This window comes from Micromonospora sp. WMMC241 (genome assembly GCF_027460165.1).
GTDB lineage: Bacteria > Actinomycetota > Actinomycetes > Mycobacteriales > Micromonosporaceae > Micromonospora > Micromonospora humi.
This window is the reverse complement of sequence record NZ_JAPZBF010000001.1, coordinates 2,192,005-2,215,133: the sequence shown is the minus strand read 5'-3', so window position 1 is coordinate 2,215,133 and position 23,129 is coordinate 2,192,005. Positions and strand designations below refer to the sequence as shown.

Here is a 23,129-nt window from a genome sequence, read left to right as displayed (position 1 = left end):
GCGGCCGGGAGGTGTGCGGCGCGGGCGGCCCGGGTGGCCGCCCGCGCGGATCAGAGGCGGACCGGAAGCGCCCGGAGGCTGCGGTTGAGCAGCGAGGGTTGCCAGCGCACGCCGGCCGTGGCCAGCGCCAACCCGGGCGCGGCGGCCAGCAGGTCGGTCAGCGCCGCCCCGGCCACCAGCCGGGCCAGCGGGGCACCCAGGCAGAAGTGGCCGCCCTGCCCGAACCCCAGGTGCGGATTCGGGTGCCGGCGCAGGTCCAGCTCGTCGGGGCGGTCGAAGCGCGACGGGTCCCGGTTCGCCCCGGCGGTGACCACGTAGAGCCGCTGCCCCGCGCGCAACCGGCGGCCGTCCAGCTCGAAGTCGTCCCGGACGTGCCGGATGGACATCTTGGACGGCCCGTCGAAGCGCAGCAGTTCCTCCACGGCCACCGGCGCCAGCTCCGGCTCGGCCCGCAGCAGAGCGAGCTGGTCCGGATGGCGCAACAGGTTCCAGGTGCCCACGGCGATCAGGTTGCTGGTGGTCTCGCCCCCGGCGAACGCCACGTGGGTGAGCATGGCGACGAACTCGTCCTCGCCGACCGACTCCCCCACCAGGCCGCTGGCCAGCGCCGCACTGATCAGGTCCTCGCGGGGCGCGGCCCGGCGGGCCCGGACCAGCGCCCGCAAATAGTCGAAGAGATCCAGCAGCGCCTGCTGGGAGCGCTCGTTCTCCTCGGGCGACTGCACCGCGCCCAGCGCCAGATCGCCGACCTGGATGGCCAGCCGCTGGAACATCGCGGTGTCCTCGACCGGCACGCCCATCCAGGCCGCCGCGACGGTCGCCGGCAACGGCCTGGCGAACTCGGCGACCAGGTCGATGACCTCGCCGCCGGCGCCCGCCCGGGCGGCCAGGCGGGCCACCGCCTCCTGCACCATCGGCCGGTTGCGCCGCACCTGGCGGGCCCCGAAGGCGCCGCGGAAGACGCTGCGCAGCCGCCGATGCTCGGGCGGGTCGACGAAGACCATCCACCCCGCCATGATCGAGAAGGCGCGGGCGGCCTCCGGGCTGAGCAGGTCCGGCGGGGTCTGGGCCAGCATCGGGCCGATCCGGTCCGCGGAGATCGCCGGCTCGGTGTAGCAGGCCAGCGCCGGCTCGTAGCCGGTGACCAGCCACGCCCGGTGCACCGGGCTCCAGTGCACCGGCTCGACGGCCCGCAGCTCCGCCAGGTACGGGTACGGGTCGGCGACCAGGTCGTCGTCCAGCAGGTAACGGTCGGTCAGGATCGCGGTGGTCATGCCGGACTGGCCGGGCATGCGCTCACGGCCCTCGCTTCGCTCGGTGCGTTCGCTCATGCCGGACTGGCCGGGCATGCGCTCACGGCCCTCGCTTCGCTCGGTGCGTTCGCTCATGCCGTGCCCTCCAGCAGCTCGGCGGCGAGGTCGGCGACGGCCGCCACGCCCGGTTCGGTGACCATGCTCCGGTGGGTGCCGGGCAGGTGGTGCACGGTGAGCGCGCCGGGGAACATCTCCCGGCAGCGCCGCTCGTAGGCGGGCCCGTCCTCGCCGGCGACCACCGACGGGCGGTCCGGGCCGGCGGTGGCCGCCTCGGCGGTGACCAGCAGGTGCGCCGGCCCCCGGTAGGGCAGCGGACGGTAGCCGGCGGCGGCGCGCAGCAACGCCGTCCACATCGTCACCGGCCAGTCGGCGCCCAGTTCCGCCTCGGCCTCGTTGACGCCGGCCGCCACCAGCGTGGCGACCAGCTCGCGTTCCTGGCTGAGCCGGGCCGGGGTGCCCGGGGTCAGCTCGCGGATCGCCGCGCGCATCGCCACCGCCCGGTCCAGCAGGTCCAGCGCCTCGGTGACCGCGAACGCCCCGGCCTCGTCGGGCACTGCCGGTTCGAGCAGCAGCAGGACGTCCACCCGCTCACCGGCCCCGGTCAGTCGGATCGCCATCTCCTGGGCGATGTTCGCCCCCATCGACCAGCCCAGCAGCGCGTACGGGCCGTGCGGCTGGCGGGCCCGCAGCTCGCGCAGGTAGTCCTCGGCGAGTCCGGTCATGGTGTCCGCGTCGACGCCGCCGTCGATGCCCCTGGCCTGCAGGCCGCGCACCGGCCGACCGGCGGGCAGGGCGTGGGCCAGCGGCAGGTACCAGGCGACGCTGCCGCCACTGGGATGCACGCACCAGAGCGGGCGGCGGCCGGCGTCGCCGTCGCGGAGGCTCACCACCACGCCGGCGTCGTGGCGTACCGCCGTGCCGGCCGGGACGGGCTGCCGCTCGGCGATCGCGGCGGCCAACTCCCCCACGGTGGGGTGCTCGACCAGGTCGGCCACCCCGACCGGCAGGCCCAGGTCGCAGGCGCGGGCGGCGAGCCGCACGATGGCCAGCGAGTGCCCGCCGAGGTCGAAGAAGTCGTCGTGCACGCCGACCCGGTCCAGCCGCAGCGTCTCCGCCCACAGCTTCGCCAGGGTCGCCTCGACCTCGGTACGCGGCTCCAGGTAGGGGCGCTCCGGCTCGCTGTCCGCCGTCGGGGCCGGCAGCGCCGCCCGGTCGAGCTTGCCGTTGCCGGTCAACGGGAGCGCGTCCAGCGGAACGAACGCGGCGGGCACCAGGTAGGCCGGCAGCCGCTCCCGCAGCCAGCGGCGCAGTTCGGCCACGTCGGGCCGGCCCAGCCCGGCCGCCGGCACCAGGTAGGCGACGAGCCGGGCGTCCCCGGGACGGTCGACGTGCGCCGCCACCGCGGCCATCGCCACGTCGGGACGGGTGGTGAGCACCGCCTCGATCTCGCCGAGTTCGATGCGCCGGCCGCGGATCTTGACCTGCCCGTCGATCCGGCCGCCGAACTCCAGGCTGCCGTCGGCACGCCACCGCCCCCGGTCACCGGTGCGGTACAGCCGGCGGCCGCCACCGGCCGGATCGGGCACGAACCGGTCCGCGGTCAGCCCGGGCTGACCGAGGTAGCCCCGGGCCAGGGCGTCGCCGCCCAGGTAGATCTCGCCGGCCACGCCGACGGGCGCCGGGCGCAGCGCCTCGTCGAGCACCAGCACCGTGGTCCGCGCCAGCGGCCGGCCGATCGGCACGCTGACCGCGTCCGCCGGCAGGTCGCAGACCTGGTGCGCGGTGACCAGGAAGATCGCCTCGACCGGGCCGTACCCGTTGACCAGCCGCAGGTGCGGCCAGCGGGCGGCCAGGTCCCGGCAGTGCGGCGCGGACGCCGCCTCCCCGCCGAACACGAGCTGCCGCAGCTCGCCCAGCTCCGTCGGCACCTCCTCGACGGCCAGGTTGAACAGCGTCGTGGTGAGGAAGGCGGTGGTCACGCCGTGGCGGCGGATCGCCGCGACGATGCCGGCGGGGGTGATCGCCCCGGCCGGGTAGAGCGCGCAGGTGCCGCCGTGCAGCAGCGGGCCGAAGATCTCGAAGATCGCGGCGTCCCAGTTGACGCTGCTCAGGTGCAGCACCGTCTCGTCCGCGCCGAGGTGGACGAAGTCCTGCCGCAGCAGCGAGTCGACGATCGACCGGTGGGTCACCGCGATGCCCTTGGGCCGCCCGGTGGAACCCGAGGTGTAGAGCACGCAGGCCAGGTCGTCGGCGTCCGGCCCGGGTGCCGGCGGGTCGGCCGGTTCGGCGGCGAACGTCTCCTCGGCGAGCGTGAGCACCGTGCCGATCCGCGTCGGCACCTGGTGCCGCCAGGCCGGCTGTACCAGCACCAGCTCGACGCCGGCGTCCGCGGCGAGCAGGTCGAGCCGGCGGCTCGGATCCCGCGGGTCCATCGGCAGGTACGCCGCGCCGGCCCTGAGGATGCCGAGCATGCCGACGACCAGGTCGACGGAGCGCTCGGCGCAGAGCCCGACGACGCGGTCCGGGCCGGCGCCGTGGCAGCGCAGGTGGTGGGCGACCCGGTTGGCCCGCGCGTCCAGCTCGGCATAACTGAGCGGGCCGTCCGGGCCGGCCAACGCCACCCGGTCCGGCTGGGCGGCGACCTGGGCGGCCAGGACGTCGACCAGACTGCGCGGGTCGTGCGCGGCGCCCGCCGCCCTGGTCCGGGCCTCGTCGACCGAGGAGGGCACGCCGGGCGCCGCGTCGGGGTCGGCGACCATCCGCGCCAGCAGCTCCCCGTACGCGTCGGCCAGCCGCTCCACCTCACCCGGGGACATCCGGCCGGCGTCGGCCTCGAACGAGACACCCTCCGGGCCGGTGGTGACCATCAGCCCGAAGTTGGTCCGGGCGATCTCCTCGATCTCCTGCTTGTGCTCGCTGTCCAGCCCGTGGAAGTGCACGTAGTTGAACGCGGTGTCGACCAGCACCTCGCCGGCCCACCGGCCCCGTTGCAGCTCGGCCAGCGGGAAACGCCGGTGCGCGAGGACGTCCTGCTCAGCGGCGAAGACGTCGCGCAGCAGCCCCACCCAGCTCGTCGCCGCCGACGCCACCCCGAACGGCACCACGTTGAGGAACAGCCCGCGCATGCTCTCCGCGCCGGCCCGCTCCGGGCGCCCGTTGGTGGCGAACCCGGTGGCGTACGCCTCACCGTCGGCGAGCTGCCCCATCAGGTGGTGGTAGGCGGTGAACAGGACCGTCTTGCGGGGCACGCCGGCGCGGGCGGCCAACGCGTCGACGCCGGCCCGCAGGTGCCGGTGGTCGCGCACCACCTCGCAGGTGGACTTGTCGGCCGGTTCCGCGCCGACCGACCGCGGCACCCGCACCGGGGGGAACCGCTCCACCATGGTGTCCCAGAACGCCCGGGCGGCCGGGTCGGCCACCGCGGCCCGCTCAAGCGCGACGTACTCCGCGAAGCGGGGCACCGGACCAGCCGGCGGCGCGTGCCCCGCCCCGGTGACCGACCGGCGGTGCCTGTCGACCAACTCGGCGATCAGCGAGGTGAGACTCCACCCGTCCAGCACGGCGTGGCAGTCGGTGATGGTGAGCCGGTACTCGGCCTCGTTGAGCACGTGCACGTGCAACCGGATCAGCGGCGGCTCGGACAGCTCGAACCACCGCACCGACTCGGCGTGCAGGTGGTCGGAGACCCGCTGGGCCTGGGCCGGCTCGGGCAGACCGCGCAGGTCGTCCACGCCGACCGGCAGGACGGCCCGCTCGCGCACCAGTTGCAGCGGCTCCTCGTAGGAACTCCAGTCGAACCCGGTACGGAGGATCTCGTACCGGTCCACCACGGCGTCGGCGGCGGCCTGCATGGCGGCGGCGTCGAACCCGGCCGGCTCCTGCACCCGGAAGCTCGTCACGTTGTGGTAGGCGCCCTTGCCGGCGTCGGCCAGCAACTCGTAGAGCATGCCCTGCTGCATCCGGGTCAGCGGGTAGGCGTCCGCGAGGCCGGCGGGCAGCCGGTCCCGGTCCGCCGGGGCGACCATGGCGAACCGCTCGACCGGCGCCACCCCGGCGGGGTCGTCGGCCCGCCGGTCCGTGGCCGTGTCCACGGCCCGGGCCAGCTCACCGAGCGCCTGGTGGGCGAAGACGTCGCGCAGCGCCACGGTGACGCCGCGCCGCTCGGCCAGCCCGACCACGCGCAGCGCGAGGATCGAGTCGCCGCCCAGGTCGAAGAAACGGTCGGTGACGCCGACCCGGTCCACACCCAGCGCGGCGCACCACACCTCGGCCAGCAGCCGCTCGGTGGGGGTGGCCGGCGGGACGTGGTCGCGCGCGGTGTCCAGCACCGCCCCGTCGACGTCCGGCAACGCGCGCCTGTCGACCTTGCCGTTGGCGGTCAGCGGCAACGCCGGAAGCACGGTGAACGTCGCCGGCACCATCGCCTCGGGCAGCCGGTCGCGCAGCCACCGCCGCAACCGCTCGCCGGTCAGCTCGCCGTCGACGACGAGGTAGGCGTGCAGCCGGTGCTCACCGCTGCGGTCGCCGCGGGCCACCACCGCGGCCTGGCCGACCGCCTCGTGCCGCAGCAGCGCGGCCTCCACCTCCCCCAGCTCGATCCGGTGGCCGCGGACCTTCACCTGGTCGTCGGCGCGGCCCCGGTACTCCAGCTCCCCGTCGGCCAGGTATCGGGCCCGGTCGCCGGTGCGGTAGAGCCGGGCGCCGGGGACGGTGGCGAACGGATCCGGCACGAACCGCTCCGCGGTCAGCCCCGGCCGGCCCAGGTAGCCGCGGGCCAGGCCGGCGCCGCCCACGTACATCTCGCCGGTGGCTCCGACCGGGACGGGCCGCAGGTGCCGGTCGAGCACGTGCACGGTCAGGTCGCCGAGCGGACGGCCGATCGGCGAGACCGCGTCGCCGGCCAGGTCGGCGGCGGTGATCAGGCGGTGTGTGACGTGCACGGTGGTCTCGGTGATGCCGTACATGTTGACCACCCGGATCCCGGCGCCGGGCCCGTCGAGCCAGCCCTCCAGCTCGGGTACGTCGAGCTTCTCGCCGCCGAGCACCACGTGTCGCACGCCGAGGTCGGCAAGTGGCCGGTCGCCGAGGGCGGCCCGCAGGTTGCGGAACGCGCCGGGGGTCTGGCTGAGCATGGTCACCCGCTCGGTGGCCAGCAGCGCGGCGAAGCGCTGCGGGTCGCGGGCGGTGGCCCGGTCGACGAGCACGACCGTGCCGCCGCGGGTCAGCGCGCCCCACAGCTCCCAGACCGAGAAGTCGAACGCGTACGAGTGGAACAGGCTCCACACCCCGCCGGGCGGCAGGTCCAGCGCATCCACGCAGGAGTCGAGCAGGCGTACCACCTGCCGATGCGCGACGCCGACCCCCTTCGGCCGACCGGTGGAGCCGGAGGTGTAGATGACGTAGGCGAGGTGGTCGGCGTCGGTGACCGACGGCGGGTCGTCGGTGGACGCGGCGGCGATCGCCGGGTCGTCCAGGCGCAGCAGCCCGGCCGGGTCCACCGGCACCCGGTCGGCGAACTCCGGCGACACCACGGCCAGCCGGACCCCGGCGTCGCCGACGACGTAGTCCAGCCGCTCGCGCGGGTGCTCCGGGTCCAGCGGCACGTACGTCCCGCCGGCCTTGAGGATGCCGAGGATGCCGACGGCCAGGTCGAGGTCGCGGCGCACGCAGAGCGCCACCGGCGTCTCCGGCCCGACCCCGGCCGCGCGCAGCCGGTGGGCGAGCTGGTTGGCCCGCGCGTTCAGCGTGGCGTAGTCGACCCGCCGCGCGCCCGCCACGACGGCGACGGTGGTCGGGTCGGCGGCGACGTGCCGGGCGAACCGCTCGTGCAGCAGGTCCGGCGAATGGAAGTCGCGGGCCGGGACGCCCCAGCCGGCGAGTTGCCGCCGCTCCTGCTCGGGCAACAGGTCCAGGTCGGCCAGCGGCGTGTCCGGGTGGGCGACGGCCTGCTCCAGCAGCCGCCGGAACTGCGCGGCCCACCGCCGCACGGTCGACGGTCGCCACAGGTCCGACCGGTGGAAGAACGCGGCGGCCAGTCCGTCCGCCCGGCGGGCGGTCTGCAGGATCAGGTCGAACTTGACCGCGTCGAGGTCCAGCTCGAACCGGGCGCCGGTCACGGTGCCGAGCCGCACCGGCCGGTCGTCCGGGTCGTCGTCGAGGCTGAACATGACCTGGAACAGCGGGTTGCGGTCCAGGCTGCGGTCGGCGCCGATCCGGTCGACCACCCGCTCGAACGGCGTCTCCTGGTGGTCGTACGCGCCGAGCGCGTCGGCGCGGACCCGGTCGAGCAGGTGGGTGAAGGACGGGTTCCCGCCGAGGTCGGCGCGCAGCACCACGGTGTTCACGAAGAAGCCGACGACATGCTCCACCTCGGGCCGGTCGCGGCCGGCGACCGGGGTGCCGACGCCGAAGTCGACCTGGCCGGCGAGCCGGCCCAGCATCGCCTCGAACGCCGCGAGCAGGACCATGTGCAGCGTGGCGCCGCGCTCCCGGGCGAACCGCTCCAGAGCGGTGACCAGCTCGGCCGGGAGCGTGAAGTCGCAGCTCGCGCCGGCGGTGGACCGCGCGGCCGGACGGTCGCCGTCGGTCGGCAGCTCCAGCGGCGGCAGCCCGGCCAGCCGGTCCCGCCAGTACGTCAGGTCCCGCTCCCGGCCGTGCGCGGCGTCCGCGCCGCGCTGCCAGGCCGCGTAGTCGGCGTAGCGCGCCGGCGGCTCCGGCGAGGCCGTCCCGGCGTACGACGCCTCCAGGTCACGCACCAGCACGCCGATCGACGCGCCGTCGGCGACGATGTGGTGCAGGGTCAACAGGACCACGTGGTCGGTCGGCGTGAGCCGCCATCCGGTGACCCGGAACAGCGGCCCGGTCGCCAGGTCGAACGGCTCGGCCGCGACCTGGCGGGCCGCCTCGGCGACCTCGGCGGCGTCACCGGCGTCCCGCCAGTCGACGCCCGGCCAGCCGGCCACGATCTCCTGCCGGACCACGCCGTCGACGACGGTGAACCGGGTGCGCAGCGCCTCGTGCCGCTCGACGAGGGCGGCGAACGCGGCGTCCAGCCGGTCGCGGTCCAGCGGCCCGGTGAGCCGCCACGCCACCGGGATGGTGTACGCCGCGCCGGCGCCGTCGAGCCGGTCGAGGAAGACCAGCCGTTCCTGCCCGAAGGAGACCGGCAGGTCGCGGGTGCCGCTGCCCCGGGTGATCCCGGCCGGTGCGGCACGCCCGGCGTCTCCGGCGAGCCGCCTGCGGAGCAGTTCCTGCTGGGCGGCGGTGAGGGCGGTCATCGGGTTTCCTCCAGTTTCCGGGCGAGGCGGGCGATGGTGCGGGCCTCGAAGAAGACGCGCAGGGTGACCGGGGTGGCGAGCCGCTCGCGCAGCCGGGAGATGACCCGCAGCGCGGTCAGCGAGTGGCCGCCGAGGGCGAAGAAGTCGTCCTCGATCCCGATGTCGGGCCGGTGCAGCAGGTCGGCCCAGATCTCGGCGACGACCCGCTCGACGTCGGTGCGCGGGGCCACCCGGGTCACCGCCGGCAACTCGGCCCGGATCTCGGGCAGCGCCGCCCGGTCCACCTTGCCGTTGCCCAGCAGCGGCAGGGCGTCGAGGACCAGCAGCTCGGCCGGGATCATCGCGGACGGCAGGCGGGTCTCCAGGTGCCGGCGCAGGTCCGCCTCGTCGACCCGGCCGGCCGGGGTCCTCTGGGCGTAGCCGGCGAGCCGCCAGCCGTTCGGCCCGTCCGGGCGGGCCACCACGGCCGCGGCGCCGACGTCGGGGTGCTCGGCCAGGGCGGCCTCCACCTCGGCCGGTTCCACCCGGACACCGCGCACCTTCACCTGCCGGTCCAGCCGGCCCCGGAACTCCAACGTCCCGTCGGCGAGCCGGCGTGCCGCGTCGCCGGTGCGGTACATCCGCGCCCCGGGCGGTCCGGCCGGGTCCGGCAGGTAGGCCGCGGCCGTGAGGCCGGGCCGGTCGTGGTAACCGCGGCTGACCCCGGTCCCGCCGATGTGCACCTCGCCGAAGACGCCGACCGGCACCGGGCGCAACGCCGCGTCGAGCACGTGCACGGTGGTCCCCGGCATCGCGACGCCGATCCCGACCGACAGGTACGGCCGGCTCGGGTCGAGGTCGGCGACGGTGGTGGTGACCGTCGCCTCGGTGGGGCCGTACTGGTTGACGACCCGGCGCAGCCCGGGCAGCGCGTCGTGCACCCGGGCCAGCAGCGCGGGGGTGCACGGTTCGCCGCTGAGCACGAGCAGCCGCAGCGCGGGCAGGGTGGCTGCGCCGACGTCACCGGCGTCGAGCAACTGGTGCAGCAGGGACGGCACCATGCTCAGCAGCACGGTGGGCGCGGGCCGGCCGGGCAGGTCGGCGGCCAGCGTGGACAGGTCGGACCGTTCGGCCACCAGCACGGTCGCGCCGACGGTGAGCGGGCCGACGGCGTCGCGCAGGAACGCGTCGAAGCTGGGCGAGGCGCGTTGCAGCACGACGTCGTCGGCGTCCAGCCGGTAGTGCGCGCCGATGGTGTCGAGGTAGGCGGTGATGCCGCCGTGCTCGACCAGCACCCCCTTGGGCGCGCCTGTGGAGCCGGACGTGTGGACCAGGTAGGCGAGCTGGTCGGGGCGGGTGTCGACGTCCGGCCGGGTGGCCGGGTGCGCGGCCGACGCCGGTTCGGCGACGTCGTCCGGATCGAGCACGAGCCGCACCCCGGCGCCCTCGGCGAGCCGCGCCAGGCGCTGCGGCGGCAGCTCCGGGTCGAGTCCGACGAACGCGCCGCCGGCCTTCCAGACGGCGAGCACGGCGACGACCGTGTCGACGCCCCGGGGCAGCCGCAGTCCCACCCGGTCCTCCGGGCCGATCCCCCGCGAGCGCAGGTGGTGGGCGAGCCGGTTGGACCGTCGGTCCAGATCCGCGTAGGTCAGCTCGCCACCGGGCCCGGTCAGGGCGGTGGCGTCCGGAGTGGCCCGGACGTGCTCGGCGATCCGGTCGAGCAACGAGCGGAACGGCGCGGCCGGTCGGGCCGCCGCCGGGGCCGCCTCCGTCGCGGCCAGTGGCAGGTCGGCGATCCGCGCCGCCGGCTCGGCCGCCACCGCCCGCAGCAGCCGGACGTAGGCCTGCGCCATCCGCGCGATCGTGGCGGCGTCGAAGATGTCGGTGGTGTAGTCGAACGAGCCGGCCAGCCCGTCCGGGCCGTGCACCAGTTCCAGGGTCAGGTCGAGCTTGGCCGCGCCCCGGTCCACCGGCTGCGCGACGCCCTCGGCGGAACCCAGCCGCAGCGTGTCGAGAGTCCAGTCGTTGTAGCTGAACAACGCCTGGAACAGCGGGGAACGGCCGAGGTCGCGCTCCGGGCTCAGCTCCTCGACCAGCCGGCCGAACGGCAGCTCCTGGTGCTCGTACGCGGCGAGCGCGTCGTCGCGTACCCGGTCGAGCAGGTCGGCGAAGCGCGGCCCGCCGGACAGGTCGGCGCGCAGCACCAGCGTGTTCAGGAAGAACCCGATGACGTCGCGGACCTCCGGCCGGTCCCGCCCGGCGACCGGGGTGCCGACGGCGAAGTCGGTCTGGCCGCTCCACCGGCCCAGCAGCACCTGGTAGGTGGCGAGCAGCGTCATGAACACTGTCGCGCCGTGCGCCCGGCCGAGTCGTTCCAGCGCGGCGACCAGCTCCGGTTCGACGGTGAACCCGACGCTCGCCCCGGCGCCGTCGCGCGCCGACGGTCGCGGCCGGTCGGTGGGCAGCTCCAGGTCGGGCAGGTCGGCCAGCCGCCGGCGCCAGTGGTCCAGGTCCCCGGCCAGCCGGTCGCCGGCGAGCCGGTGCCGCTGCCAGGCGGCGAAGTCGGCGTAGCGCACCGGCGGGCGCGGCACGTCGGCGCCGTCGTAGCCGGCCTCCAGCTCCCGGATCAGCACCGCCGCCGACCAGCCGTCGGAGACGGCGTGGTGCATGGCGAGCAGCAGCAGGTGGGTGTCGCCGGCCTGCCACAGCACGGCCCGGAACAGCGGCCCGGTGGTCAGCTCGAACGGCCGGATGGCCTCCCGGGCCAGGTCGGCCTCCGCGTCGGCCACCGAGGCCACGACGCGCCGGTCCAGGCCGGCCCAGCCGGGCGTGACGTCCTGGCGGACCACGCCGTCGGCCAGGGAGAACCGGGTACGCAGCGATTCGTGCCGCTCGACCAGCGCGTCCAGCGCCGCGGCCAGCCGGTCGGCATGCACCGGCCCGGTCAGCCGCCACGCCAGCGGGACGGTGTACGCCGCCCCGGCGCCCTCCAGCCGGTCGAGGAAGACCATCCGTTCCTGGCCGAAGGAGACGGGCAGTCCGGTGGTGCCGTCGCCCCGGGTGATCGGCGCGACGAGCGTGTCGGACTCGGCGAGCAGACGGGCCAGCCCGGCCACGCTGCGGGCGGTGAACAGGTCCCGGAAGGTGATCTCCCGCCCGGTGCGGGCGGCCACCGCGCCGACGACCTTGATGGCCAGCAGCGAGTGCCCGCCGAGGGCGAAGAAGTCGTCGTCCATGCCCGCGTCGGTGACGCCGAGCACCTCGCGGAAGATGTCGACGAGCTGCCGTTCCAGCGCGGTCGCCGGCTCCCGGCGGCCGGTGCCGGCGGCGTACGTCGGCTCGGGCAGGGCGGCCCGGTCGACCTTGCCGTTGCCGGTCAGCGGCAGCTCGTCGAGGACCACCACGGCGGCCGGCACCAGATACGCCGGCAGTTCCCGGCCGAGCCACGCCCGCAGGTCGCCCAGCTCAGCCGGATCGCCGGCCACGTACGCGACGAGGTTGAGCACGCCGGTGTGGTCGGGTCGGGCGAGCACCACCGCGTCGCGGACCGCCGGGTGCCGGCGTGCCGCCGTCTCGACCTCGCCCGGCTCGACCCGGAACCCGCGGACCTTCACCTGCCCGTCGGCGCGGCCGACGAACTCCAGCACGCCGTCGCCGGCCCACCGGACCAGGTCGCCGGTCCGGTAGACCCGGCCGCCGGGCGCGCCGAACGGGTCCGGCAGGAAGCGCTCGGCGGTCATGGCCGGCGCCGTGTATCCCCGGGCCAGCCCGGCGCCGCCGAGCAGCAGCTCGCCGACCACCCCGTGCGGAACGGGCCGCAGCAGGCGGTCGACCACGTAGGCGGTGGTGTGGTGGGTGGGCCGGCCGATCGGGACGCGGCAGGCGTCGCCGGTCGGCGCGGTGACCGGGTGCCAGGTGCTGAACGTGGTCGACTCGGCCGGACCGTACATGTGCAGCAGCCGGTCCGGGCCGCCGTGCGCGAGCAGCGCGTCCACCGTGGCCGGGTCGGACGTCTCCCCGCCGAAGAGCACGTGTCGCAGCCCGCGCAGCGCGTCCGGACGTTCCCGGGCGACCTGGTGGAACAGGGCGGTGGTGAGGAACAGCGTGGTGACCCGGTGCCGTGCGAGATGATCGGCCAGGGCGGCGGTGGAGAGCGCCACGTCGGGCGGGGTGACCACCACGGTGGCCCCGGCGGCCAGGGTGGCCCACACCTCGAAGGCGGCCGCGTCGAAGAGCGGGTTGGCCGCGAACGCCACCCGGTCGTCCGGCGCCAGGTCCAGGTAGCCGCCCTGGTGGACGGTGCGGACCAGGTTCCGGTGGGTGATCCCGATGCCCTTGGGGCGGCCGGTCGAGCCGGAGGTGTGCACGACATAGGCGAGCTGCTCCGGGTCGACAGCCACCGCCGGGTCGGTCGCCGGCCGCCGGTCCAGCTCGGCGGCGTCGCGGACCAGGTCGACGACGTGGCAGCCCAGCCCGGCGCCGTCGTGGTGCCCGGCGGCGGTGACCAGCAGAGTGGCGCCCGCGCCGGCAACCATGTGCCGGCTCCGGTCGGTCGGCTGGTCGGCGTCCAGCGGCAGGTAGGCGCCGCCGGCCCGAAGCACGGCGAGTTGCGCGCGGACCAGCTCGGCGCCGCGCGGAAGGCTGACCGCCACCACGGTCTCCGGGCCCACGCCGAGGTCGATCAGGTGGTGGGCCAACCGGTTCGCGCGCCGGTCCAGCTCGGCGTACGTCCAGACGGTCGCGCCGTCGACCACGGCGGGCCGGTCGGGGCCGGCGGCGACGCGGTCGGCGACGAGGTGGTGCAACGCTCGCGCGGGCAGGTCGGGCGTCGCTGCGGTACCCGCCGCCAGCAGGGCGTCACGCTGCGCGGAATCGAGCACCGGCCAGTCGCCGAACCGGGCGCCGGCGTCGTCGGCCAGGGCGCCGAGCAGCCGAACGTACGCGTCGGCCAGGCGGCCGACGGTGGCCGGGTCGAACAGGTCGGTGGCGTACTCGAACAGGCCGGTCCGGGTCCCGTCGGGCGCCTCGTCGACGAAGAGGGTGAGGTCGAACTTGGCGGTCCGCCAGCCGAGCGCGAGTTCGGTGACGACCCGGCCGGGCAGCCGCAGCGTGGTGGCCACGGTGTCGCGCAGCGCGAACATGGTCTGGTAGATCGGGGTGCGGCTGAGGTCCCGTTCCGGGCGCAGCTCCGCGACCACCTGTTCGAACGGCACGTCCTGGTGCTGGTAGGCGCGCAGGGTGGCCTCGCGGACCCGCCCGACGAGTTCGGTCACCGTCGGGTCGCCGCCGAGGTCGGCGCGGACGGCGACGGTGTTGACGAAGAAGCCGACGACGTTCTCCACCTCGGCGCGGGACCGGCCGGCCACCGGCGTGCCGACCGCGAAGTCGCGCTGCCCGCTCCACCGGCCGAGCAGCGCCTGGAACGCCGCCAGCAGCACCGTGTGCAGGGTGGTCTGCTGGTCCTGGGCGAACGCGGCGAGCCGGCGCAGGGCGTCGGCGGGCAATGCGAAGCGGTGGGTGGCGCCGTCCGCGCCGAGCACCGCCGGCCGGGGCCGGTCGGTGGGCAGCTCCAACGCGGGTACGCCGGCGAGGGCGTCGCGCCACCCGTCGAGCTGCGCGGCGAGCCGGGCCGGATCGAGGTCGGCGCGCTGCCAGCGGGCGAAGTCGACGTAGCGCACCGCCGGCGCGGGCGGGGCCACGCCGGCGTACAGCTCGCCCAGCTCACGGGCGATCACGCCGAGCGACCACCCGTCGGCGACCACGTGGTGCAGCACCAGCAGCAGCACGTCGTGCTCCGGCAGGCGCACCAGCGTGGCTCGCCACAGCGGTCCGGTCACCAGGTCGAACGGCCGGCGGATCCGCTCGGCCGCCAACTCCTCGTGCCAGGCGTCGGCGTCGACCCGCTCCAGCGCCACCGCCGGCTCCGGCTCGACCACCGGGGTGTCGCCGGCGAACCGGGTCCGCAGCGCGTCGTGGCGGGCGGCGAGCCGGCGCAGCGCCCGGCGCAGGGTCTCCTCGTCCAGGTGCCCGTCGATCCGCCAGGCGACCGGGATGACGTAGTTGGGGCTGTCCGGGTGGATCCGCTCTAGGAACAGCAGTCGCTCCTGGCCGAACGAGGCGACCGCGGGCGCGTCGTCGCCGCCGGCCACCAGCGCCGGGGCGTCCCCGGCGGGCGTCGCGGTGACCGCCTCGGCCAGGCCGGCGACGGTCGTCCCCTCGAACAGGTCCCGGATGGAGACCTCGACGCCGAACTCCTCGCGCATCCGGGCGATCAGCCGCACAGCCAGCAGCGAGTGCCCGCCGAGGGCGAAGAAGGTGTCGTCGACGCCGACCCGGGCGACCCCGAAGACGTCGGTCCAGACCTTGGCGACGCGTTCCTGCGCCGGGTTCTCCGGGGCCCGGTACGCGACGGCCAGGTCGGGCCGGTCCGGGGCGGGCAGCGCCTTGCGGTCCAGTTTCCCGCTCGGGGTCAGCGGCAGCTCGGCCAGCGGCACGAACGTCGACGGCACCATGTAGCCGGGCAGCCGCTCGGTCAGCCGGTCGCGCAGCCCGGCGAGGTCCGGGTGGTCTCCGACCACGTAGGCGACGAGGCGTTTCTCGGCGGCGTCGCCGGTGGCCACCACCACCGAGGCGCGCACTCCCGGCTGGTCGTCGAGCACGGCCTGGATCTCGCCCAGCTCCACCCGGTTGCCGGCGAGCTTGACCTGCTCGTCGACCCGGCCGAGGTACTCGACCACGCCGGGGCGATGCCAGCCGGCGAGGTCGCCGCTGCGGTACATCCGGCCACCCGGCTCGCCGTACGGGTCGGGCAGGAACCGCTCGGCGGTCAGGCCCGGCTGGCCGAGGTAGCCACGCGCGAGTTGCACCCCCGCGAGGTACAGCTCACCCGGTCCGTCGCCGTCGGCCGGCCGCAGCTCGGCGTCGAGGATGTGCAGTTGGGTGTTGTCCACCGCCGCGCCGATCGGCACGCTCGCGCCGGACCACTCCGGCCGGCAGGCCCACGCGCTCACCTCGATGGATGCCTCGGTGGGGCCGTAGAGGTTGTGCAGCTCGACGTCGGGCAGGGCACGCAGCACCCGGTTCTGCAGGTCGGTGGGGAGCGCCTCGCCGCTGGCCAGGATCCGGCGCAGGCTGTGGCAGTCGGCGACACCCGGTTCGCCGACGAACAGGGCCAGCATGGTCGGGATGAAGTGCACGCTGGTGATCTCGCGGCGCTGGATGGTCTCCACCAGGTAGCGGGTGTCCCGGTGCCCGCCCGGCCGGGCGATGACCAGGCGGGCGCCCACCATGAGCGGCCAGAAGAGTTCGTGCACCGACACGTCGAAGGCGTACGGCGTCTTCTGCAGCACCCGCTCGTCGGAGGTCATGCCGTACTCGTGCTGGCCCCAGCGCAGCCGGTTGACCACGCCCCGGTGCTCGACCACCACGCCCTTGGGCCGGCCGGTCGAACCGGAGGTGTACATGACGTAGCAGGCGTTGCGCCCGTCCACCGCGACGTCGACCGGCTCGTCGGGGTCGCCGTCGGTGTCGGCCAGGGTCAGCTCGGGCAGGCCGGGCAGGCCCAGGTCGACGTGCATGCCGGGCCCGCGGACCAGGGCCACCGCGCCGCCCTGGTCGGCCATGTAGGTCAGCCGGTCGGTCGGCAGTTCCAGGTCCAGCGGCAGGTAGGCCGCGCCGCTCTTGAGGACGCCGAGCAGCGTGACCAGCAGGTCCAGCGACCGCTGGGCGCCCACGGCGACCACCGTCTCGGGTCCGGCGCCGCTCCGGCGCAGGGCGTGGGCGAGCCGGTTCGCCCGCCGGTCCAGCTCCCGATAGGTCAGCTCCGCGCCCTCGAACTCCAGCGCGACGACGTCCGGGGTACGCCGGACCTGTGCCTCGATCAGGCCGTGGATGGTGCTCACTGGTTCTGCTCCTTCAGTGCCTGCTCGACGTCCTCGCTGCTCATCGCCGCGATCTCGGCCATCAGCCGCTCCTCGACGGCGGCGGCGAGCCGGGCCACCGTGGGCTGTTCGAAGAGGGTGCGGACGGCCACCTCGCAGCCGAACGCCGCGCGCAGCCGGATGGCGACCCGGGTGGCGAGCAGGGAGTGGCCGCCCAGGTGGAAGAAGTTGTCGTGGACTCCGATCCGGTCGACCTGGAGAACCTGCCGCCAGACGTCGGCGATCGCCTCCTCGGTCGGGGTACGTGGCGGTTCCGCGTCCGTGTCGGACGCCGGTCGGTGACCGGCGGGATCGGGCAGCCGGTCCCGGTCGACCTTGCCGCCGACGGTGCGCGGCAGCTCGTCCAGGACGATCAGCACCGCCGGCACCATGAACCCGGGCAGACGCTCGGCCAGCCGGTCCCGCAGCTCGTCGACCGCCACCCCGTCGCCGGCCAGGTAGGCCACCAGCCGGTCCCGCCAGGCGAGCACCACGGCGTCGCGGACCCCCGGGTGCTCCCGCAGCCGGGCCTCGACCTCGCCGACCTCGACCCGGAAGCCGCGCACCTTGACCTGGCCGTCGGTCCGGCCGTGGAACTCCACCTGCCCGTCGGAGCGCCAGCGGACCAGGTCCCCGGTCCGGTACAGCCGCCCGCCGGGTTCCCGCCCGTACGGGTCCGGCACGAACCGTTCGGCGGTCAGGCCCGGCCGGCCCAGGTAGCCGCGGGCCAGTTGCGAGCCTCCGACGAACAGCTCGCCGACCGCGCCCACCGGGGCCTCGGCGAGGTGGCCGTCGAGCACGTACAGCGGTCGATCGCCCACCGCGCGGCCGATCGGCACGATGCCGTCCACCTCGGCCGGCAGGTCGTAGACGGTGGCGCTGATCGTGGTCTCGGTCGGGCCGTAGGTGTTCACCACCGCCACGTCGGGGAGGTGCCGGCGCCACCACGCCAGGTCGGCGGGGCGGACCGCGTCGCCGCCGAGCACCAGCAGCCGCAGCCGGGCCGGGCTCCAGGTGGGCGCGGTGGCGCCGTCGGCGGTGACCTCGGCGATCAGCTCGGTGAGGTAGCCGGGGACCACCTCCATCACGGTCACCCGGTGGCGCTCCACGTCGGCGACGAGTTGGGCCGGCGCGACGAGGCCGTGCTCCGGGAGCACCAGCGCCGCGCCGCAGGACAACGCCGGGAAGATCTGCTCGATCGAGGCGTCGAAGGCCAACGCGGCGAACTGGAGCACCCGGTCGTCCGGACCCAGGCCGAAGCGCCGCCGCATCCGCGACACGTGCGCCCCCATCGCCGCCCGCGACACCCCGACACCCTTGGGCCGGCCGGTCGAACCCGACGTGTAGATCACGTACGCCAACTGCGCCGGATCCACCGCCACACCCGGATCGTCGTCACGCCCACCGTCGGGCAGCGGACCGTCGAGCGTCATGGGCGCGCCGAGGTCGGCGGCGACGAGGTCGACCCGTTCGCTGGGCCACGCCGGGTCGACGGGCACGTACGCGCCGCCGGCCTTGAGCACGCCGAGCACCGCGGCGAGCATGTCCACGCCGCGCGGCAGCCGCACCACGACGGGCGTCTCCGGGCGTACACCCCGCTCGCGCAGCCACCAGGCCACCCGGTTGGCGCGCGCGTTCAGCTCCGCGTACGACAGGACGCCGTCGGCGCCGACGGCGGCGAGCGCGCCCGGGTCGCGGCGGACCCGTGTCTCGAACGCGGCGATCGGATCGGGCGCCCGGCCGGGCTGCTCGGCGGCCCCGAACCGGCGCAGCAGGGCCGTCTCGGGGTCCGGCAGCGCGAGGGTGCCCAGGGGCACGTCCGGCGCGGCGACCACCGCGGCGAGCAGGTCCTGGCACCGCCGCACCAGCCGGTCGACGGTGGCCGCGTCGAACAGGTCCGTGCGGTACTGCACGAAGCCACCGGCCGAGCCGGGGTCGGTGGTGAAGGTGACCATCAGGTCGAACTTGGTGACGTCGAACGGGATCTCGGCGGGGCGCAGCCGCGCGGTGCCGAGCCGGGGCGCGGCGATCGAGCGGACCTCCAGGTCGAACATGGCCTGGAACAGCGGGGAGCGGCCCGGGTCCCGGTCGGGGCGCAGCTCCTCCACCACCCGCTCGAACGGCAGTTCCTGGTACTGGTAGGCGTCCAGGGCCCGCTCGCGCACCCGGCCGAGCAGCTCGGTGAAGGTCGGATCACCGCTGGTGTCGGCGCGCATGACCACTGTGTTCACGAAGAAGCCGAGGACGTTCTCCACCTCGGCGCGGGTCCGCCCGGCCACCGGCACCCCGACGCCGAAGTCGTGTTGCCCGGTCCAGCGCGACAGCAGCGCCTGGAACGCGGCCAGCAGCGTCATGTAGAGGGTGGCGCCGTGCCGGCGACCGAACCGCTCCAACGCGGCCACCAGCTCGGGGTCCAGTGTGAATTCGCGGGTCGCGCCGGCCCAGGAGGAGCGGGGCGGCCGGGGCCGGTCGGTGGGCAGTTCCAGCGTGGGCAGGCCGGCCAGCCGCTCGCGCCAGTGCGCGAGTTCGCCGTCGAGGCGGTCGCCGGTGAGTTCCCGGCGCTGCCAGCCGGCGTAGTCGGCGTACTGCACCGGCAGCTCCGGCAGCGGTTCCCCGGCGTAGGCGGCGCCCAGCTCGCGCACCAGCACGCCCATCGACCAGCCGTCGGAGACGATGTGGTGCATGGCCAGCACGAGCAGGTGGTCCGTCGGGCCGAGCTGCCAGACCAGGGCCCGGAACAGCGGGCCGGCGGCCAGGTCGAAGGGGCGGTGCAGCTCCGCGCCGGCCCGCTCCACCGCGACGGCGTACGGGTCGTCGGCCGAGCGCACGTCGTGCCAGTCGGCGGTCACCTCGCCGGCCGCGGCGACCCGCTGCACCGGTTCCGTGCCGACCACCGGGAACGTGGTGCGCAGCGCCTCGTGCCGGTCGACGAGCTGCCGCAGCGCCCGGTCGAGCCGACCCCGGTCGAGCGGCCCGTCCACCCGCCAGGCCAGCGCGGCCATGTAGTCGGGCGCGTCGGGCTCCAGCCGGTTGAGGAACCACATCCGTTCCTGGGCGAAGGAGAGCGGGAAGTCGCCGCTGCGGCGCAGCCGGGTGATGGCGGACGCGGGTTCGGCGGCCGCCGCCGGCAGGGCGGCGGCGAACTCCGCGATGGTCGGGTGGGCGAAGAAGGTCCGCACGTCGACCGGCCGGTCCAGGGTCTTCACCAGCCGGGCCACCGCGAGCGTGGCCAGCAGCGAGTGGCCGCCCAGGTCGAAGAAGTTGTCGTGGACGCCGATCCGGTCGACCCGCAGGACCTGCCGCCACACCTCGGCGACCGCCTCTTCGGTCGGGGTGCGGGGCTCCTCGAAACCGTCGGTCACCTCGGGGCGGTGTCCGTCCGGGTCGGGCAACCGGTCCCGGTCGACCTTGCCGCCCACCGTGCGCGGCAACTCGTCCAGCACGACCACCACGGCCGGCACCAGGTACTCCGGCAACCGCTCGGCCAACCGGTCGCGTACCGCCACGCCGGTGATCCCGTCGCCGGCCAGGTACGCCACCAGCCGGTCCTGCCCGGCGACGACCACCGCGTCCCGGACGCCCGGGTGCTCCCGCAGCCGCGCCTCGACCTCGCCGACCTCCACCCGGAAGCCGCGTACCTTCACCTGCCCGTCGGCCCGGCCGTGCCACTCCAGCCGGCCGTCCGGCCGCCATCGCACCAGGTCCCCGGTCCGGTACAGCCGACCGCCCGGCTCCCGTCCGTACGGGTCCGGCACGAAGCGTTCGGCGGTCGACCCCGGCCGGCCCAGGTAGCCCCGGGCCAACTGGGACCCGCCCACGTGCAGCTCGCCCACCGCACCCACCGGCACGTCCCGCAACCCGGCGTCGAGCACGTACAGGTCGCGGTCGGCGAGGGACCTGCCGATCGGCGCCACGCCGGTGAGCCCGCTCGGCACCTCGGCGAGGGTCGCGGTGACCGTGGTCTCGGTCGGCCCGTACGCGTTGAGCACCGTCACGTCGGGGCAGCACGTGGCGAAGCGGTCCACGTCGGCGGGCCGGACCACGTCGCCGCCGAGCACCATGGACCGCAGCGCGCGCGGCACGGTCCCGTCCCGCTCGGCCAGCTCGGCGACGAGTTGGCCGAAGTACGCCGGCGGCAGGTTGGCGAGCGTGACGTCGTGCCGGTCCAGCAGTGGCAGCAACGTGGCGGGGGCGACCAGGCCGTGTTCCGGGAGCACCAGCGCCGCGCCGCAGGACAGCGCCGGGAAGATCTGGTCGATCGAGGCGTCGAACGCGAGCGCGGCGAACTGGAGCACCCGGTCGTCCGGGCCGAGGCCGAAGCGCCGGCGCATCCGCGACACGTGCGCCGCCATCGCCCCCCGCGACACCCCGACGCCCTTGGGCCGGCCGGTCGAACCCGACGTGTAGATCACGTACGCCAACTGCGCCGGATCCACCGCCACCTCCGGGTCGTCGTCGCGACCACCGTCGGGCAGCGGCCCGTCGAGCAGGACGTCGAGGCCGGCGTCCGCGCGGACGAAGTCGACGCGTTCGGCCGGCCACGCCGGGTCCAGCGGCAGGTACGCCCCGCCGGCCTTGAGCACACCCAGGACGGCGGCGAGCATGTCGACGCCGCGGGGCAGCCGGATCCCGACCAGGCTCTCCGCGCGCACACCCCGCTCGCGCAGCCACCATGCCACCCGGTTGGCCCGCGCGTTCAGCTCGGCGTAGTCGACAGTCGAGTCGCCGGCCAGGGCGGCGCTGGCGGCGCCGTCGCGGCGCACCCGGTCGGTGAACGCGGCGATCGGGTCGACGGTTCGGCCGGTCACCTCGGCCGCGCCGAAGCGGCGCAGCACCGACGTCTCCGAGGCGGGCAGCGACAACTCGCCGACCCGGGTCTCCGGATCCGCCACCACGGCCGCCAGCACCTCGCGCCACCGCCGCACCAGCCGGTCGATGGTGGCCGGGTCGAACAGGTCCGCGCGGTAGACCACGGTCATCGCCAGTTCGTCCCCGCGCGGCTGGGCGAACAGGGACACCGAGAACAGCGCCCTGGGTCGGTCGGTCTCGAAGTCGGTGAAGCGCAGCGGACCGGCCGACGGGCCCTCACTCGGCACGTTCTGCATGGCGAACCAGGCGTCGATCAGGGAGTCCGTGTCCGGCCGCTCGGGCCGCAGTTCCCGGACCACCCGCTCGTACGGGACCTCCTGGTGGTCGAGGGCGTCGAGCGCGTCGTCGCGGACCCGGCCGAGGAGTTCGACGAAGGTCGGGTCGCCGGCCAGCCGGGCCCGCACGACCACGGTGTTGACGAACAGCCCGATGAGGTTCTCCACCTCCGGCCGGTTCCGGCCGGCGACCGGCGACCCGACGCCGAAGTCACTCTGCCCGCTCCACCGCCCCAGCAGGACCTGGAAGGCGGCGAGCAGCGTCATGTAGAGGGTGGCGCCGTGTTCGCGGCCGAGTCGGTGCAGCCCTGCCACCAGGTCCGGGCCGACGACGAACTCGCTGGTGGCCGCCGCGTGGCCGGACTGCTCCGGGCGCGGCCGGTCGGTGGGCAGGGTCAGCGCGGGCAGGCCGGCGAGCTGCCCGCGCCAGTACGCCAGGTCGTCGCCGAGCCGGTCGCCGTCGAGTTCCCGGCGCTGCCGCTCGGCGTGGTCGACGTAGCGAACGGGGAGGTCGGGCAGCGGCTCACCGGCGTGGGCGGTGGCCAGCTCGCGGGCCAGCAGGCCGACCGACCAGGCATCGGAGACGATGTGGTGCATGGCGGCCAGCAGCACGTGCTCGGTGTCGGTGAGCCGCCAGACGACGACCCGCAGCAGCGGTCCGGCGGCGAGGTCGAACGGCCGGTCGGCCTCGGCGGCGGCCTGCCCGACGATCTCCTCGCTCGAGGTGGCGGCGCGCCAGTCGATGGTGACGTCGGCCGACCGGGCCAGGGTGACCCGCGGCGTGCCGTCGCGTTCCTCGAAGACGGCGCGCAGCGCGTCGTGCCGGGCGACGACCGTGTCCAGCGCCGCCTGCAGTCGTGCCCGGTCGAGCGGACCGTGCACCCGCCACATGGGGGTGGTGACGTACGCGGTGCCGCGGCCCCCGTCCAGTCGGTCCAGGAACCACATGCGGTGCTGGGAGAATGACAGCGCGTAATCGTCCTGCGCGCTATTCACTGGCTGACGCAATTCAAATTCCCCTCGACTGGAAACAGGCAGGCGACAGGCGTTCCGGACGCACGGAGAGGCACACTGCTCCCATTCAGGCGAGCAGCACAAATGCCGACTACGTCCGTTTTGTTTCAGGCGGAATGCATGGCGGGCCGGAACGGCCGCACGGGCGGCTCATTCCACTCAACCAAGTCAGCTACGAAGGGCCTGGCCAGGCGCCATACCGCGTTCCACTGTCGGGTTCTATCCCGTTACGGCCACAACCCAGAGATCATCACGCACTCCCCCAAGACCTTTACGATCATTAAGTTCGTCGACCGCAGTGGATCCCCCGACATCTGCGGACCGACTCATTCTGCAACGGTCGACAGCCGGTTCGCAAACGCTCCGGCGCCTAAAGGTTGATGATCAAGGGAGCATTCAGAGTGACGCACCGTCAATGACGCGCGCCTATCCGGAGCCGATCTTCCAACGTTGTAGCAGTTGAGCGGCGGGGTCCGGGACGGC

At 75.1% G+C, this 23,129-nt stretch carries 4 protein-coding genes; all 4 read right to left on the bottom strand.

Going from position 1 to position 23,129, the window contains the following annotated elements; all coding sequences use genetic code 11:
- Positions 1-50: 50 nt before the first annotated feature.
- From O7598_RS10350 to O7598_RS10335, 4 genes are read right to left on the bottom strand one after another with little or no spacing between them, the layout of a single operon-like run.
- Positions 51-1,388, bottom strand: a complete 1,338-nt coding sequence (locus tag O7598_RS10350) for a cytochrome P450 (protein WP_269691097.1) — start codon at positions 1,386-1,388, stop codon at positions 51-53.
- The gene (locus O7598_RS10345) at positions 1,385-8,590 is read right to left on the bottom strand and encodes an amino acid adenylation domain-containing protein (RefSeq protein ID WP_269691096.1); all 7,206 of its coding nucleotides are present in this window, start codon (positions 8,588-8,590) and stop codon (positions 1,385-1,387) included. Before O7598_RS10345 ends, O7598_RS10350 begins: the two co-directional genes overlap by 4 nt.
- Entirely contained in the window at positions 8,587-16,470 is a 7,884-nt protein-coding gene (locus O7598_RS10340; protein ID WP_269691095.1) for a non-ribosomal peptide synthetase, read from the bottom strand. Before O7598_RS10340 ends, O7598_RS10345 begins: the two co-directional genes overlap by 4 nt.
- Positions 16,467-22,628 (bottom strand): non-ribosomal peptide synthetase, encoded by a 6,162-nt coding sequence (locus tag O7598_RS10335; RefSeq protein ID WP_269691094.1) that lies wholly within the window; start codon positions 22,626-22,628, stop codon positions 16,467-16,469. Before O7598_RS10335 ends, O7598_RS10340 begins: the two co-directional genes overlap by 4 nt.
- Between the last annotated feature and the right edge of the window lie 501 nt (positions 22,629-23,129).